We start from the raw sequence: 16779 nt of genomic DNA on the forward strand, positions 1-16779 counted from the left end.
CATGATGCAAGGTAGACCGAAGATAGCAATCATCGACCCCAACACTCTGGCGGCCATGGGTCTGAAGCAGATGCTCCAGACCGTTATGCCCATCATGACGGTCGACACCTTCGGCTCGTTCTCCGAGCTTGAGGCCAACAGTCCCGACAGCTACTTCCACTACTTTGCCGCGATGAACATCGTGCTCGAAAACAAGGCGTTCTTCGCCGAGCGCAGACGGAAGACCATTGTGCTCACGCTCTCGCTCGACAGTATGTCACAGCTGTCCGAGTTCCACAGCCTCTGCATCAATGTGCCTGAGTCCGACCTGGTGCGTGCGCTGCTCATGCTCGAGCAGCACGCGCACGGCCACGGTGAGAACCTCCCGCCGATGCCCGACATCCTCACCCGTAAGATCCTCTCCGACCGTGAGATCGAGGTCATGTCGCTCATCGTACAAGGATATATCAACAAAGAGATTGCCGACCGTCTGCATATCGGTCTGTCCACCGTCATCACCCATCGTAAGAACATCATGGAGAAGCTCGGCATGAAGAGTGTCAGCGCCCTTACCATCTATGCCGTCATGCACGGCTACGTCGACATCAACAAGATCTAAAACGAAGTCTACCACCATTCTTAGTAGAGTCTATCGTTTTAAATAACACGTAGTTGTAGGCAGTTTCCTAACTGCCTACTACTTGTATAAAAGCCAAGATTCTTAACCCAAGCAACTACTTCTGAGGAGCTACAGGAGGTCGCTTCTTTGGCTCAACATTCACCAGCTTTCTTCTAGGAGGCGTTGGGCGTTTCTCCGAATCAGATGTTCTTGTTCCCATATTTCTTTTTACTGTATGTTATTATCGTAGACATCATTATAAATCCGATCAAAATATCTATCAGTAAGCTCTTGGATCTTCATTTCCTCTTTTTTTGTTAAGCTACGACACAAACAGTTTAGCTCAGACTCGTTGCTGCCTTCTGTCTTTACTATCTCGTCAAATCGAGCAGTCATTTTCACATCATCTACATCAGTATTGGGATCGTACCGCTCCATGAAGAGTTTCTCGAGTTTCTGCAAATAACCTTTATAAAAGTCATATATATTATCCATCTTCTTTAGCTCTTCATCAGACTGCATCAGAAGAGGCAAACATTCTTTTATAATGGCAGAAACAGCAGCTATGACGGCTGAGATGATGGTTGCCCATTTACATTCAGAGAACGATGCTGTTGAAGCACAAATAACAGAAGCTAACACAATCAATAACGACGCAACTCTGTTAAACCTGCGTTTCTTATCGTTATACAATTCAATCTGCAAGAGGTAGCTCTTTGCCTTATACATCTCGGTCCAAACACGATTTATAATCATAGTTATTCATTTTATTTCTCATTGTATAAAACAACAAGGGATTGGTTATATAGTTATTATTGATGTCAGACTATTGTTTTAAGTTCTACTCCGCAAAGATAACAAATTCCTCGTATCGAACCAAATCTTTGATGATAAAAGTTATATATCACCCTATGTGATAGGACTTTAGATACAAGAAAAGTATTCCGTTGCGGCTCTAGAAGTCTTCATATTTCCGTCAAGGTCTGTTGAATTAGAGTAGTTACAACCTTCGTTTTGTCCTGAAAAAGTGCCGAAAAAAGTGTTCGTCTGAAGTTGCAAACTAGAAAAAACAAGGGGCTTCTTTAGTCCCTTTTTGCCCTGTTCGGTGTAGAGAGAGGGGGTATTCTGGGTAGCCCCGGCTTCTTACAGTCAAGGAGATTATCTCCACGACTGTAAGGAATGGCACTTACGAGAGAAAGGGATCATCTCTATACCCTATAAGGGATTATCTCTTTCACTCGTAAACCCTATCTGAATGACTCATGGGGCCTATCTCTTTGAACGAAAGATGCCACCCCTTTCGTGAATAAACTTAACTCGCTTATTATCAGTCAAATACACAAACAACCCAAAAATCGCGTGTACAGGGCTCAGATGAAGTTTCTGACCGCCACGCGAGTTATGAGGGAGTATTTGTAAAAATATATCGTGATAGTCCCTTCTTGGACAAGCCAAGCGACCAAAGGTCGATTACGACAGGCTCAGGGACCGTTAGAATGCGATGCGGGTGCTGAGCTTGTCGAAGCACAGGGAGCGGCCCTTCGATGATTTGACGTGCCTCTTCGGCCCTTCGACAGGCTCAGGGACCGCGGAGGGAGGGGGCTCAGGGAGCATGGAGGGCATTGGGGCTGTGGCGGGGAGAAAGGAAAAGCACAAAAGTCTTTGGTTTTTCAGACGATTTGATGTACCTTTGCAGCCAAAATACAAGAACGATGGCAATAGAGAATGCGATATTCAGGAGAAGTGAGCTGCTGCTCGGCGACGACACCATGGAGAAGATCGCCCGGCAACGGGTCATCATCTTCGGCGTGGGGGGTGTCGGATCGTGGTGCGCAGAGTGTCTGGTGCGAAGCGGCATCCGACAGATGACAATCGTGGACAGTGACCGCGTGTGCATCACCAATATCAACCGACAACTGATGGCGACGACCAAGACCATCGGACAGGTGAAGGTGGAAGCCCTGAAAGAACGACTGCTCTCCATCAACCCGTCGGCAGAGATCAACGCACTGCAGAAAATCTTCACCCAAGAGACGGCCGACGCGTTCGACCTCGACAGCTACGACTATATCATCGATGCCATCGACTCACTAAAGGATAAGGCGCTGCTTATCCGTCTAGCCTGTCAGACACAAGCGAAGTTCTTCTCGTCGATGGGGGCTGCCCTGAAGATGGACCCCACACGCATCAAGGTAACGGAGTTCTGGAAGGTGAAGGGCGACCCACTGGCGCGAGCCCTCCGTAAGAAGTTCAAGAGTCAGGGGCTGTATCCCAAGCGTAAGTTCCAGTGTGTGTACAGCGATGAACTGCTGACCAACCGCGGTCACAACGGCACCTGCGGCACGGAGCAGTGTGTGTGTCCGAAGACGAAAGCGGGGCCTGGCGACCCCACCCTACTCAACCACGAGTGGTGCTCGGCGAAGGCACAGATCAACGGTACGATGGCTCACATCACCGCCATCTTCGGCTTCATGCTGGGCGGACTGGTGCTGGAGGATATCAATAATCAATAGGAACGCCTGAGCGCCGTCGCGTCAGTCTTTCTTGGCGGCTGACTTCTTAGCTACAGCTTTCTTAGGAGCGGCGGTTTTCTTAGCGGCAGGCTTCTTGGCGGCAGAGGACTGGAGCTTTTCGAGACGAGCCTTGAGGCGCGTGATCTCCTTGTCTTTCATCTCTATCTCATCTCCCTGATTCTTAATGGTCGTGAGCAGACTCTCCAGCTCGTCGTTGTCGATATCGAGCGGATAGAGAGCGTTCACCCTGTTGATGAAGTCGCCAAGGATATTCATATAGTTGGTGAAGGCATCAAACGGTCCACTGTAGATACCACGGTCGAGTCCCACATTAGAGGGCTTAGTAGTCATGAAGCGGAAATTGTTGGAAGCCTGCAGATAATCCCAGTCTTGATTGATGCGCGGATCGTCGGCGATGCGCAGACGGTCGGCCACGGAGTAGAGCTTCTCGAAGGCTTCGCGCTGCATGGCATTGCCGAGCCAGCAACTGGCGTCACGTTCCTCGTCGACCCACGACAGGGTGTCGGGAACGTCGAGCTCGCTGATGCTCTTGCAGGCCTTGCAGATCTCGGTGGGCGTGGAGAACGTGATGCCCTTGGCCTTGGCACAGGCCGGCAATGCCTTGATGAAGTCGAGGATGTTGCTCGACAGGGGCTGGGCGATACCCAGGGCGGAGAGTTCCATGAAGATATTGATGATCTGCTCTTCCTCGGGCATGCGAGCGATACGGTCGATATAGTCGTCGGCGAAGAGCGGATAACCGTCCCACTCGGAGTTATTGAAGCGCAGGGAGATATCATCGGACAGTTCGATATCACGGAGCAACAGCTTCAGACTGGGAGCATTCTGACAGTGGTACACATAATGGGGCGACTTCCAGCCGAGTACGTGCTTGGCCCCCTCGGTGAGCATACCCTTGAAGCCCATGGCGGCAATCTGTGCACCGATATCGTTGCTGTAGATAAGTGACGAGTTACGGGCGACGGTGGGCTTCTTACCGAACATCTCCTCGATCTTCGCAGCCTGTTTCTTCACGTCGCGGGCGAAAGTCTCCTCGTTGGCGAGCGACGACAGTCCGTGACTGTAGGGCTCAGCAAGGAACTCCACGCAACCTGTCTCGTTCATCTGCTGCAGTTTCTCAAGCACCTGTGGGGCATGCATCTCCAACTGCTCGATGCCTGTGCCCGAGAGGGAGAAGGCCACCTTGAAGTACTTGCCGTTCTCGAGGATCATCTCGTGAAGGGCATTCAGGGCGGGCATATAACTACGCTCTACGATGTCGGTGATACTACGCTCGTTCTCATAGTCATCGTAGTAATAATGATCGGTACCGATATCGAAGAAACGGTAACGCTTCAGATGAATAATCTGATGTATCTCGAAATATAAACAAATCGTTTTCATAACTCTTAATTCTTTATTCTATGTTTAATTATTCCCACCCCAGGGTTCTGAGATAGAGGGTACGTATCCAGCGGCCAACCTTCTCCCAGGTGATCTGGTCGACCTCGCGCTGCCCTTCCTCCTTGAGGTATTGGAAGAGCGAGTCGTTGTGGCAGATCGAGTAGATAGCATCGGCCAGGGCATGGATGTCCCAGTAGTCGACCTTGATACAGTTGTTGAGAATCTCGGCACAGCCCGACTGCTTGGAGATGATCGAGGGAGTGCCGCACTGCATGGCCTCCAAGGGAGAGATGCCGAAAGGCTCACTCACGGAGGGCATCACATATACATCGGAGGCTTTCAGGCACTCGTACACCTGTCGGCCTCGCATAAAGCCGGGGAAATGGAAACGGTCGGCGATGCCACGCTCGGCGGCCAGATGGATCATCGCGTCCATCATATCACCTGAGCCCGCCATACAGAAACGAACATTACGGGTACGGTGGAGCACCATCGTAGCAGCCTCAACGAAGTATTCGGGACCTTTCTGCATGGTGATTCGTCCGAGGAAGGTCACCACCTTCTCCTTGCCTGTATGATCGGGGCGCGGAATATCCTGATACTCCTGCGGCAGGGGATAGACGGCATTGTGGACCGTAAAGCACTTACGCGGATCCTGATGGTACTGTTGGATGACCGTCTGACGGGTCAGCTCCGACACGCACATGATACAGTCGGCCCAGTCCATACCGTTCTTCTCGATCGAGTAGACCGTGGGGTTCACCTTACCGCGTGAGCGGTCGAAGTCGGTGGCATGGACATGGATGCAGAGAGGCTTGCCGCTCACCTGCTTGGCATGGATGCCGGCAGGGAAGGTAAGCCAGTCGTGGGCATGGATGATATCGAATTGCTCCGTTCGTGCCACCTGTCCAGCAATGATCGAATAGTTGTTGATCTCTTCGTGCAGGTTGCCCGGATAACCTCCGGCAAACTCCATGGCACCAAGATCGTTGACGTTCATGTAGCTGAAGTCGGCATAGATATGCTCGCGGAGCCTGAAATAATAATCGGGGTCCATGATGTTGCCCACGCGCTGCTTCACGTAGTCGTAGTCGACATCACGGTATACGATAGGAACGGCGTTCATGGCAACAATACGACAGGCATGCTGACTCTCGTCGCCAAAGGGATGAGGCAGACAGAGCACGGTCTCGATATCGCCTTGGGCCTTCAGGCCCTCAGAGATACCGTAGTTCGCGGTAGCCAGTCCACCAAACACATGAGGAGGATACTCCCAACCAAACATCAATACTTTCATCGTCGTTCCTCCTTACTTTTGATATGAATACTTATCCATGAGCTTCAGCGTGCGCAGGATCTCGGCCACGTTCATGGCAAACGACATGGCACCGCGCCCGTTGAACGGCGGGTTACCGTCGAACAGTTCGCTGATGGTTCCGATGGCATGATAGTCCATCTCGTCCTCATAGCCCACGAGCTGACGCTCGATAAAGCTCAGACGACTGCGTTTGTAGAGCTTCAGACAGGCCTCCATATAGAAGCCGCCAAGCCAAGGCCAGGCCGTACCCTGATGGTAGGCATAGTCGCGCTGGGTCTGCGGCCCCACATAGATGGGATTATAGCCGCCACTCTTAGGCGACAAGGAGCGCAGTCCTTTCGGTGTGAGCAGCTCACGGGTACAGATATCGACCACACTCTTCATCTGCTCCTGTGAGAGCGGTGAGTAGTCGAGCGCCACAGCGAAGATCATGTTGGGTCGCACGCTCCAGTCCATCATGTTACCATCGACATAGTCGAGCAGATAGCCATATTCGTTGACGAAGGTATCGACAAACGAGCGTTTGGCCAAGTCGGCACGCTGCTCCAAGCCGGCAGCACCTTCGGCATCGCCCCTCTCGGCTGCCATCGAGGCACAGAACTTCAGGGCGTTATACCAGAGGGCGTTGAACTCGACGATATAGCCTGAGCGCGGCACCACAGGACGACCGTTGGCTGTGGAGTTCATCCATGTGACGGCACGGTCGCGACCATTCGAATAGAGCAGGCCGTTCTCGTCGAGGCGGAGGTTCGGATGACCGCCGTCGATGATGTAATGGATGATATCCTGCAGGAGTTTGCCATAGCGCTTGAAGCACTCGTCGCGCCCAGCCTCCTTGGCATATTGTTGGATAGCCCACACGGCCCACAGGGGCACATCGGGCTGTTCGATCTCATAGATCTTCACCGTCAGGGGCTTACCTTTCATGAACTCACGGAGCCCCTTCTCGGCGGTCTTCATCACCAACTCGAAGTAGTCGCGCTCGCCAATCGACAGGGTGAGTCCTGGTAAGGCGATGAACGTGTCGCGGGCTCGCGACTTGAACCAGGGATAGCCCGCCAACAGGTAACGGTCGTTGTTGGGCTGACGGTTATGGAACTGATGGGCGGCAGTGACCAGACAGTGGTAGAAGTTATCTCTCGGCACGCGCTGAGCCACCTCTTTGTCGAAGAGCGCCATGAGCGTCGAGGTCTTGATCTGCGAGGTAGAGGCCGAGAAGACGATGCTCTCGCCTTTCTTGATAGGCATCTCGAAATAGCCAGGCACATACAGGTCCTCGTTGGAGGCATAGCCACGCTCCTGCTCCTTCGGATACTCGATACCGCGGTACCAGTCGGGACGGAAGATAAACTCGTTCTTCTTGGAGAACTGCATAAAGAGGTCGGGATAGCCGGCATACATACAAGTCTTGATGCCGTTGTCCACCTGACTGTACTCACGACTGGCTGTTGCATTCTCGTGGGTGAACTGACGCACGGAACGGAAGGCCAGGAACGGACGGAAGCGCAGGGTGGTGGCCGAATGGGCCTCGACCAGGGTATAGCGGATGAGGATGCTGTCCTCGTAGTGCTGGAAGATCACCTCTTTCTTCAGCACGACACCTCCGACACGATAGGTCGTCGTAGGCACGATGGTGGCATCGAATTCGCGGATGTATTTATGGCCGTTAGGACTGAAGATGTTGCCCTGATACTTGTGTAGTCCGAGGTTGAATTCTGCTCCGTGCTGAATGACCGTACAGTCGAGCGAGGAGAGTAGCACATGGTTCTCGTCGTCAAGCTCGGGTACGGGAACTACCAGCAGACCATGGTATTTGCGCGTATTGCAGTCAACAAGCGTTGAACTGCTATAGGCGCCGGAACGGTTAGTCCGGAGGAATTCACGACGCAGACTTTCCTGCAGGTTGGTCATCACGGCCTTTTCTAATCGTAAATAGCTCATAGCTCCTGTCTAAAGGTATTTAATTATTGTTGTATTAGTCATTAATTTTCCAAAGGTAGGTATTTTTACGCAGTCGACAAAGCGTTCGATATGATTTAACACTTATTTTAAGAAACCAGAGGGTATCTATGAAGTAAAAACCAGAGGGCACAGCCTGCCCTCTGGTTTTTACTCTGGTATAAGGAAGTTGATAACCTCTTGTTCGATATCGATGCGATAAGAGCCCTTCGGTGTCTTCATCAAACGACCGTCGATACCCACCATCGCCCGCTTCGCATAGTCGACAAGCACCTCCCTGGTGCGATAGGGATGCACACTGCGGTGGTTGAGGAAGCGGCCAGTGACCAACAGCCATAGTCCCTCGAGCAGTTGGACCACCTCGGGATGGTAGACCACCGACACGTCGAGCATGCCGTTATAGGGCACGGCGTTGGGGGTCTGTCCATAGCCTGGACCACTGCCCACGCACATGGTCATCACCTTGCGTTCAATCACATCGTTGTTGATCTTCAGTTTCATCTTGTACTCCATCCTATGGAACAGCATGACAAACAGCGACGAGATGAACGACAGCGTGCGTGAGCCGAACAAGCGACGGGTCTGGCGACGCAGGTTCATGATGTCGGCCGTCATACCGATATTGATACAGTTCAGGAAATAACGGTGACAGCGCTCGCCCTTCGCGTTCTGATAACGGATACAGCCCAGGTCGATCGTCCGTATCCTACGCTTCTGAAGCCATTCGACGGTCTGCTCGATCTTGTCTTCCTCGAAACCCCAGAAACGGGCGAAGTCGTTCATGATGCCATTGGGTATCACGCCCAGTGCGATACTGTCGCGCACAGCCTTCTCCTCTGCCATCAGACAGTTAACGGCATCGTTGAGCGCGGAGTCGCCGCCAACGATGATGATGGTCTTATAGCCGTTGCTGATCAGCATCCGCATGAGGCGTTCTACACTATTGGCCGTCTCACTCTGGACAAAGTCATACTCCACCTTGCGCTCGTCGAGCACCTTCTGGATCTTCTCCCAACGCTTACGTTTGTTGGAGATGCCTGCTTTCGGGCAATACAGGATAGCCCATCTTGTTGGTTCTACTGCCATGTTATACTATTGAACATTGATGATTGAACATTGATGATTGTCGATTAAACATTGAGCTTTAGGATCTGAGCCATCTTCTCCTCCATGGGAAGGGTCGCATCGATCCAGTTGATCTTGAAGCCTCGCCGCTCCATCCCTCGGAACCAGGTCATCTGCCGTTTGGCAAACTGATGGATGGCGATCTCCAGTTGGGTAAACATCTCATCGTAGGTGGTTTTACCCGTCAGATACTCCGTCACGAACTTATACTCCAGTCCGTAATAGACCAGATCCTCCGGTGGGATGCCTTCATCGAGCAGTGCACGTACCTCGTCGATCATTCCCTCCTCCAAACGGGCTTTCAGTCGACGGGTGATCTTCTCGCGGCGCGCATCACGATCGATGCTGATACCGATGATGAGCGACTCAACAGGTGGCAACTCGCGTCGCGGTGTCGGATGCTGCAGGTTGTATGTCTCGATCTCGATGGCGCGGATGGCTCGCTGACAGGAGTCCACATCCGTCGTGTTATGCATGTTCGAGCCCGTCTTCGACTTCAGTTCCACAAGCATCTTCGTAAGCTCTGCGAGTGGTTTCCCATCCAAACGTTCTCGCAGTTCGGGATTCTGAGGCACAGGCGAGAGGTGGTAGCCTTTCAGCACGGCCTCGATATAAAGTCCTGTTCCACCACAGAGGATGGGCATCTTCCCTCTATTACGGATATCCTGATAGGCATCGAAGAAATCCTGCTGATACTCGAACAGGTTGTATTTCGTACCAGGCTCCCGTATGTCAATCAGGTGATAGGGAATGACGACTGGCTCCTGTCCATCGGCGGCAGGCAGACGATAGTCGGCCAGATCTTTTCCCGTGCCGATATCCATCCGCCGATACACCTGTCGTGAGTCGGCCGAGATAATCTCGCCATCGACGAGGGCCGCAAGATGAGCCGCCACCGTGGTCTTCCCCGATGCCGTCGGACCTAATATCGTTATCATTTTCTTCTCGTTCATCATTTACGACACTACAGGCACTGCCTATCGGATGCAAAGATAGCTGAAATCAAGGAAAGAACCAAATAAAAAGTACAAAAAAGCCGCCCGACGGAATCGGACGGCTTAAGTTAATGATTATCTGAAAGCATTGCCATCAGTGAAACCCAAACCTTACATGATCGAATACAATACTGTCAGAAGGATTCTCTCTGTTATAAAGAACGCCGTTCATATAACCTTCTACAATTGACAGGTCATAGCCAAAACCATACGGATCATATCTCACATCAGTGACATACACGAGAAAAGGGTTCTCCCTTTTGGGGCCATAGATTATTGTGTCACCATTATTAATAATCTCCAATTCAAAACCGCTATTAAGATATCTGTCTTCGGATGAATCATTATACACGTCGTCAAACGACCTTTTAATATTGTATTCTCCCCTATGCAAGGAACAGAGACGCAAGAATATACGTGATACTGACGAAGAAGAAGATTGAAGTGTAACTCCCCAATTAGCAGATTCTAGACTAGACCTTTCCTCACGCCATGACCATCCTACTCTATCGCAATCGTCATCTGTGTTATATAGATTGACATAAGAGTCACCTATATTCCCTTCAATATATCCGAAACGGAGATATTTCACCTTACCATCATCTTCAAAATCACTATGGCATGACGACATGACCGCCACAGCCATCAACAATAATATAACTTTTATCTTCATCGACTGAAATATTTATATCATCTAACAGTTACTGGAACAACCATCATTTCTATCATCCCTGTATAAAGTATACGTATTTTAAAAGTTGGCACAGCAAAAGCCGTTCTTAAATTTCCCATCATTTTTGATTGATAATTGTTTGTTAATAATACAATATGCTTACTCTGTTTCTCCGGATTTTCAGCATAACCTCCGTTTATACTTCATCATTGATGTATGTGACCACCATAAAAAGCGTCATCAGTTTACCCGCCATTTCATGAAAAAGGTTTATCCTCTTTATTTTGTTATGCAAAATTAAATAACTATTCGCTAATTACAAAACAAAGTAAAGCAAATTAACATTACCCCCCCCCTATAATTTGTACTATTTAACAGACAGCTAATCAAAAAAAAAAGCCGCCCGACGGAATCGGACGGCTTAAGGATTTGATATCTCTATGAGATTATTTCAGTTGACTTCATCGACTCAAATACGCGACTCGGCAAACTGAAAACAAACTTTCGTTTGCTCTCGCTGCTTATTTGAGTTCAGCGAGGTACTTAATGGTGCGAACCATCTGAGAAGTGTAAGAGTTCTCATTGTCGTACCAAGAAACAACCTGTACGAGTGAGTTACCATCCTCCATCTTGCTTACCATGGTCTGGTTAGCGTCGAACAGAGAACCGAACTTCATACCGATGATGTCGCTAGAAACGAGCTTCTCCTCAGTGTAACCGAAGCTCTCGTTCTGAGCAGCCTTCATGGCAGCGTTGATGCTCTCAACAGTTACATCACCCTTAACAACAGCGTGCAGGATGGTGGTAGAACCTGTAGGAGTCGGAACGCGCTGTGCAGCACCGATCAGCTTACCGTTCAGCTCGGGGATAACGAGACCGATAGCCTTAGCAGCACCAGTTGAGTTAGGAACGATGTTCTGAGCACCAGCACGAGCACGCTGAACATCACCCTTGCGCTGAGGACCGTCGAGAATCATCTGGTCGCCAGTGTAAGCGTGAACGGTTGTCATGATACCGCTCTGGATCGGAGCAAGGTCGTTCAGAGCCTTGGTCATAGGAGCCAGACAGTTCGTTGTGCAAGAAGCAGCTGAGATAACAGTGTCAGCAGGAGTCAGAGTCTTGTGGTTTACATTGTAAACGATAGTAGGCAGATCGTTACCAGCAGGAGCAGAGATAACAACCTTCTTAGCACCAGCAGTCAGGTGAGCAGAAGCCTTCTCCTTAGATGTGTAGAAACCTGTGCACTCCAGAACAACGTCTACATCCAGCTTACCCCAAGGCAGCTCAGCAGCGTTAGGAATAGCATAGATAGTGATCTTCTTACCATCAACTACGATGAAATCCTCACCAGCCTCAACAGTGTGCTTGTTCTCACCGAACTTGCCGCAGAAACCACCCTGAGCGGTATCATACTTCAGCAGGTGAGCGAGCATCTTAGGACTTGTCAAGTCGTTGATAGCTACTACTTCATAACCTTCAGCCTCGAACATCTGACGGAATGCGAGACGACCAATACGGCCAAAACCGTTAATTGCTACTTTTGTCATTTTACATTAAATATTTAAAGGGTTTATACCTAATCCTTACTAATTTTAGTGCATTTTTGCACTTTTTCTCGTTTTCGGGCACAAAGTTACGAAATATTTTCTATATTTGCACATGAAATCTAACTAAAAAGAAGCAAAAAGTGAAAACCTAAAAGTAAAAAGCTCCCAAATCGGTGCTTTTACACGGACGATTGCAAAACGAAGATTACAATTCAATCATTATTGGCCGAGCCAACCGGCAAAGCCAAGCGATACGTTAAACATTAAAACTATTAAATTATGGGATTTATTAAAGAATTCAAGGAGTTTGCCGTTAAAGGCAATGTGATGGACATGGCAGTCGGTGTCATCATCGGCGGCGCGTTTGGAAAGATTGTTACGAGTCTGGTAAACGACATTCTGATGCCTATCCTTGGTATCGTGACTGGCGGTATTGACTTTACCGGGTTGAAGGCAACTATCGGTGATGCCAACATCACCTATGGCCAGTTTGTTCAGAGTGTCATTGATTTCGTCATCATCGCATTCTGTATCTTCTTGATGATTAAAGGCATGAACAAGTTGAACCGCAAGCAGGAAGAACCTGCAGCTCCCGAGGCACCGAAGGGTCCATCTCAGGAGGAACTGCTCGCTGAGATCCGCGACCTATTGAAGAACAAGTAAGTTGTCGGACAGCAATAAGCACAAGGACTGCATCATGGCGATGATGCAGTCCTTCTTTTTTAGCCACATCCACCCTTGTTTGAATTATACAAAAACTCTACAAACACATTTTTACGGCACTCAAAACACAATACATGCAAAATTTATAAAACATTAAGTCTTAATAATTTAGCACATATCCACAACTCTCCATTTCCTTAACACAGCTATTTTTCGAACTCTATATCAGATTTTGTAGTTTCAAAACTATTCACTACCTTTGTACCCAGTAATTAGAAACCGTTTTTCAAACTCATCAACTTAGCAGCATATGCTTGGACGAAACAAAGTAAAACAGATTGTAGCAGACCTCGACCAGTTCATTGATAAGATGGACGAGTGCGTACTGATTTATAAGAACGGCATCAGGAACTACCTGGAAGGAAACAAGGATGCTTTCAATGGTAATATCCAGGCGATCACCGCTATTCGCGACAACACTACAGACATGCGTCGCGGTATAGAGAACAGTCTCTACACCTATGCCCTCATCACCGAGAACCGTATCGACATTCTGCAGTTGTTGGAGCACATGGACATGATTGTAGGACAGCTCTATAAGAACCTAGTGCAATATGAGATTGAGATTCCTTTCTTCCCCTCTGAGTTGAACATCGAGTTCCTGAAGCTGGTGGAGTTGGTTTCGCTCTCTGTGGAAATCGTGGCACAGGCTATCCGCGATCATTTCCGTTCGCCGCAGCAGTTGACGGAAAAGATTCACACCATTTATTTCTATGAAAAAGAGGTGGAGAAACTGGCTCAGGCCATCAAGCGTAAGGTGTTCCACGAGATGGAAAACTTTAAACTCAGTCAGAAAATACACTTGCGTTATTTCACGCTCCATGTAGAACAAATAGCCGAGGAGGCCGTCAAGGCCGCCGACCTGTTGTCGGTACTGGCAGTTAAACAGCGTTACTAAAAATCCTTTTCGCTCATGCTGATCATTGCCATCATCCTCATATTATCGATATGCTTCTGTCTCGGATGGAAGGAGCTTGCCAACAGCTTCTCCGACATCCACGTGGCAGATATCTTGAGGGTGTGGCCGTTCCTAATCTGTCTGCTCGTGGCGATGTCGACAGGTACAGGACTGATTATTCTGCATGAGAACAGCTATTTTATGGCAGGCATGGGCGAGGTGATCACCGTTCTAGTATCTATGGTGCTCACTCTCGTACTCATGTCGACAATCAACAGACCGTATTCCACTGTCACCATCTTCTGGGGTGTGCTGCTGGCCATGAAATACACACAAGAAGGGCATGCCGACAGCATCATCTGGGCTACCATCATGGTATCCATCATCATCGCTCCCCTACTAAGTATGGCTGCTTCCGTACTTTTCCATTCGATGATACGCAGCTATATCGAAGAGAGCAACATGCACCTTCTGATGAAACAACTCTACACCAAATGGATTGCTTATGTAGGGCTGATTCTGGGAGGCATCGCCTTGGCCTGTAACTACGGCCTGTTTATCGACTCACTGTTCACGCCCCTGTATCGAGGTCATGCCGGCAACTGGTGTCTGTGGCTGTTTGTAGTGGCCGCCAGTGTGGTATGCCTGAGTCCCATCGTCAGATGTGTCTACCAACGCTCACATAGCAACGGAATGTCCAGGCACGTATCATCGCTCTATGCACAAACTCTGGTGATGACCATCATGAACACCCTGTTACCACTTACCACAGGATTCTTTCCCCCTGTGCTTGTGTCGGCCAACCTGCTGAAAGAGAGCAACACTCTCATTCTGGAACGGGAGAAGGAAAGCCGGAGTGTGATGAACATCGTGTCGATAGCCGTCACCTCACCGTTGCTGGCTTTCCTGATCGGAGCAGGCATGAGATGGTTCTATGCCCGTCCCTACATCTTCTGGGCAGCGTCGCTGTTTACCGTGCTCGTCTGTTCGATGATCAGACTCTACTACGTACAATATAAAAAGAACAAGTATGTCAGTCGGATGCTCAGCGATGAGCTAAGACACCGCGATGAGGTAAGTCATGAGATGAACCGTCTGGATGTGATGGCTGTCACCTCACAGTTTGACAGCATGACACGCGAGATTGATTTCAAGCACAGAGAGCTCATTGATCTGTCGCTCTTCGTGCAACAACAACGCGAATATATGACCGAGGTGGGTACCCGTCTCAGACGCCTCATCCAAGAGAACAGCATAGAGAGCATCAAGAAGTCGCTGACCGATATCGATCGCGACCTGAAAGACACGCTGCGCTACCCACCAGAGATGGAAAAGATCTATCAGGATGTGGAGAAGATGCACCACGATTTTGTATGCCGTCTGCAGATGCGCTGTCCGAATCTTTCAGAGCGTGAGCGAAGACTTGCCATCCTTCTCAGACTGGGATTCTCGAGCAAGGAGATTGCCAGTATTGTGAACCTGGAGACGAAGAGTATCGAAATAAACCGTTATCGCCTGCGGAAAAAACTGCAACTCGACCGCGGGGAGAACCTGGTGAGTTATCTGCAGATGCTGTGATCATTCCAATGTCAAACTTATCTAACGACCAAATATATATTATTTCACTAATCCAACAACAATTATGAGAAAAACTGCATTTCTGACTTTAGGAGCCTTGCTACTGATAAGCGGCAGCATGTCGGCTCAGGAGAACGATGAAGTACGCTACAACCAGTATGGTGTGGCGGTCGACAGGAAGGAGTTGCATACAGAAGCACGCAACAACATTCTGGTCATGGAGTCTAAAGACCAAAGCTACAAACTGTGGATGGACAACCGCGTACAGGTTGACGGAGCCTCCTTCTGGGGCGCAGGTTCCGATTTCGACAAGATCGGAAACGGCGTGAGCACCCGTCGTGTGCGTTTTGCCATTAAGGCACAGATTACAAAGGACTGGTACGGTGAAGTCGACATGGATATGGCCGACGGTGTCTTTGAACTCAAAGATGCTATCATCGAGTACGACGGCCTGAAGAACGTCGAATTAAAGATGGGTAACTTCAAAGAAGACTTCTCTATGGAGCGCACTACGACCTCACGCTACCTGCAGTTCATCGAGCGTCCAATGGTTGCACAGGCACTTGCGCCATCGCGCCATCTGGGTTTCCAGGCTGCCTATCTGCGCGACCACTTCCGTGCATCTATCGGAACCTTCTTTCAGGCTATCGAAGGAGCAGAGGCAGCTGAGAATGTACAGACCAACAATAAGGACTTCGGGCGCAGCCAGGGCTACTCCATCACCTCAAAGATCGGATGGATGCCTTACAACCAAGAGCGCACCATGGGAGTCTACCTTGCAGGAAAAGGTTCCTACCGTACACCTAAGACCGACGAGGCTGCTTCCGACTACGGTGGCATGCGTTTCAGCACCCGTAACTCTACAAGCATCAACCGTAAGAAGTATATCGACACGGATGTCATCCCTAACGTGCACCACCAGTGGCTCTATGGTATTGAGTCGGCCGGCTACTACAAAGGTATGAAATACCAGACTGAGTGGATCAACACCCACGTAGCCGTACCTGGCGAGGGTTATGATTTCGGCGGTTACTACGCACAAGTAGGTTTTCTGCTCCTCGGCGGTCAGCAGCACTTCAACGTGGCAGAGGGTGAGTTCACATCAATCGCTCCAGGTAAGAAATGGGGTGACATCGAACTCGGTCTGCGCTACGACTATCTCGACCTGAACGATCGGAACATCTACGGAGGCTCTGGCCAGAACTATACAGCAGGTCTGACCTTCTACTTCGGAAACTCTGTCAAGATGGTACTGAACTACATGCGCTCAATTAATGACCGCTATGCCAACGGAAAGGGTAAGCTGATTGTCGGTCATGATGCCGCCGGCAAACCGACCGCCGACTTCACCAAGGTCACAGAGCCCAAGGGCAAGGGAGGTATCAAATACAACACCCTGGCAGTACGTTTCGAGATCAATTTCTAAGTCATGACATCAATAATAACAT

General features: G+C 49.6%; 14 protein-coding genes. 6 read left to right on the plus strand and 8 right to left on the minus strand.

The genetic code is table 11. The annotated features are described in order from the left end of the window. Position 1: 1 nt before the first annotated feature. A complete protein-coding gene (locus tag BLU99_RS03670) occupies positions 2-598 on the plus strand; it encodes a response regulator transcription factor (protein WP_091899794.1) in 597 nt (198 codons plus the stop codon). Positions 599-826: 228 nt separating this feature from the next. Here BLU99_RS03670 and BLU99_RS03675 read toward each other — a convergent pair whose 3' ends face one another. After that, a complete protein-coding gene (locus BLU99_RS03675; RefSeq protein WP_091899795.1) occupies positions 827-1327 on the minus strand; it encodes a hypothetical protein in 501 nt (166 codons plus the stop codon). Positions 1328-2310: 983 nt separating this feature from the next. Here BLU99_RS03675 and BLU99_RS03685 point away from each other — a divergent pair. Beyond that, positions 2311-3111, plus strand: a complete 801-nt coding sequence (locus BLU99_RS03685; protein ID WP_091899797.1) for a tRNA threonylcarbamoyladenosine dehydratase — start codon at positions 2311-2313, stop codon at positions 3109-3111. 21 nt (positions 3112-3132) lie between these two features. Here the strand turns inward: BLU99_RS03685 and BLU99_RS03690 are convergent, their stop codons facing one another. The 7 genes from BLU99_RS03690 to gap form a co-directional block, all read right to left on the minus strand. Next, a complete protein-coding gene (locus BLU99_RS03690; RefSeq protein ID WP_091899798.1) occupies positions 3133-4515 on the minus strand; it encodes a glycoside hydrolase family 57 protein in 1383 nt (460 codons plus the stop codon). 28 nt (positions 4516-4543) lie between these two features. Next, a complete protein-coding gene (locus BLU99_RS03695; RefSeq protein ID WP_091899799.1) occupies positions 4544-5812 on the minus strand; it encodes a glycosyltransferase family 4 protein in 1269 nt (422 codons plus the stop codon). Positions 5813-5824: 12 nt separating this feature from the next. Continuing rightward, a complete protein-coding gene (locus BLU99_RS03700) occupies positions 5825-7774 on the minus strand; it encodes a glycogen debranching enzyme N-terminal domain-containing protein (protein ID WP_176771024.1) in 1950 nt (649 codons plus the stop codon). A gap of 168 nt (positions 7775-7942) precedes the next feature. Then, the gene (locus BLU99_RS03705; RefSeq protein ID WP_091899801.1) at positions 7943-8878 is read right to left on the minus strand and encodes a diacylglycerol/lipid kinase family protein; all 936 of its coding nucleotides are present in this window, start codon (positions 8876-8878) and stop codon (positions 7943-7945) included. Positions 8879-8922: 44 nt separating this feature from the next. After that, positions 8923-9855, minus strand: a complete 933-nt coding sequence (gene miaA, locus BLU99_RS03710) for a tRNA (adenosine(37)-N6)-dimethylallyltransferase MiaA (RefSeq protein ID WP_176771025.1) — start codon at positions 9853-9855, stop codon at positions 8923-8925. Between the two features lie 151 nt (positions 9856-10006). Then, entirely contained in the window at positions 10007-10585 is a 579-nt protein-coding gene (locus BLU99_RS03715) for a DUF5025 domain-containing protein (RefSeq protein WP_091899802.1), read from the minus strand. Positions 10586-11106: 521 nt separating this feature from the next. Next, on the minus strand, positions 11107-12132 hold the full coding sequence (gene gap / locus BLU99_RS03720; protein ID WP_027451058.1) for a type I glyceraldehyde-3-phosphate dehydrogenase: 1026 nt from the start codon (positions 12130-12132) through the stop codon (positions 11107-11109). Between the two features lie 279 nt (positions 12133-12411). On the opposite strand from gap, the gene mscL reads away from it, so the two are divergent. The 4 genes from mscL to BLU99_RS03740 all read left to right on the plus strand — a co-directional run bounded on the left by mscL (position 12412) and on the right by BLU99_RS03740 (position 16757). Beyond that, complete coding sequence (mscL, locus tag BLU99_RS03725) at positions 12412-12795, plus strand: large conductance mechanosensitive channel protein MscL (RefSeq protein WP_091899803.1); 384 nt, start codon at positions 12412-12414, stop codon at positions 12793-12795. Positions 12796-13105: 310 nt separating this feature from the next. Further along, positions 13106-13753: a DUF47 domain-containing protein gene (locus BLU99_RS03730; protein ID WP_091899804.1), complete on the plus strand. Its 648-nt coding sequence runs from the start codon at positions 13106-13108 to the stop codon at positions 13751-13753. 15 nt (positions 13754-13768) lie between these two features. Next, positions 13769-15331, plus strand: a complete 1563-nt coding sequence (locus tag BLU99_RS03735) for a helix-turn-helix transcriptional regulator (RefSeq protein WP_091899805.1) — start codon at positions 13769-13771, stop codon at positions 15329-15331. A gap of 64 nt (positions 15332-15395) precedes the next feature. Continuing rightward, positions 15396-16757 carry an OprO/OprP family phosphate-selective porin gene (locus BLU99_RS03740; protein ID WP_091899806.1) on the plus strand — a complete coding sequence of 454 codons (1362 nt, stop codon included), beginning with the start codon at positions 15396-15398 and terminating at the stop codon, positions 16755-16757. The last annotated feature ends 22 nt before the right edge of the window (positions 16758-16779 follow it).

The sequence above is a fragment of the Prevotella sp. lc2012 genome (genome assembly GCF_900107065.1).
Taxonomy (GTDB): Bacteria; Bacteroidota; Bacteroidia; order Bacteroidales; family Bacteroidaceae; genus Prevotella.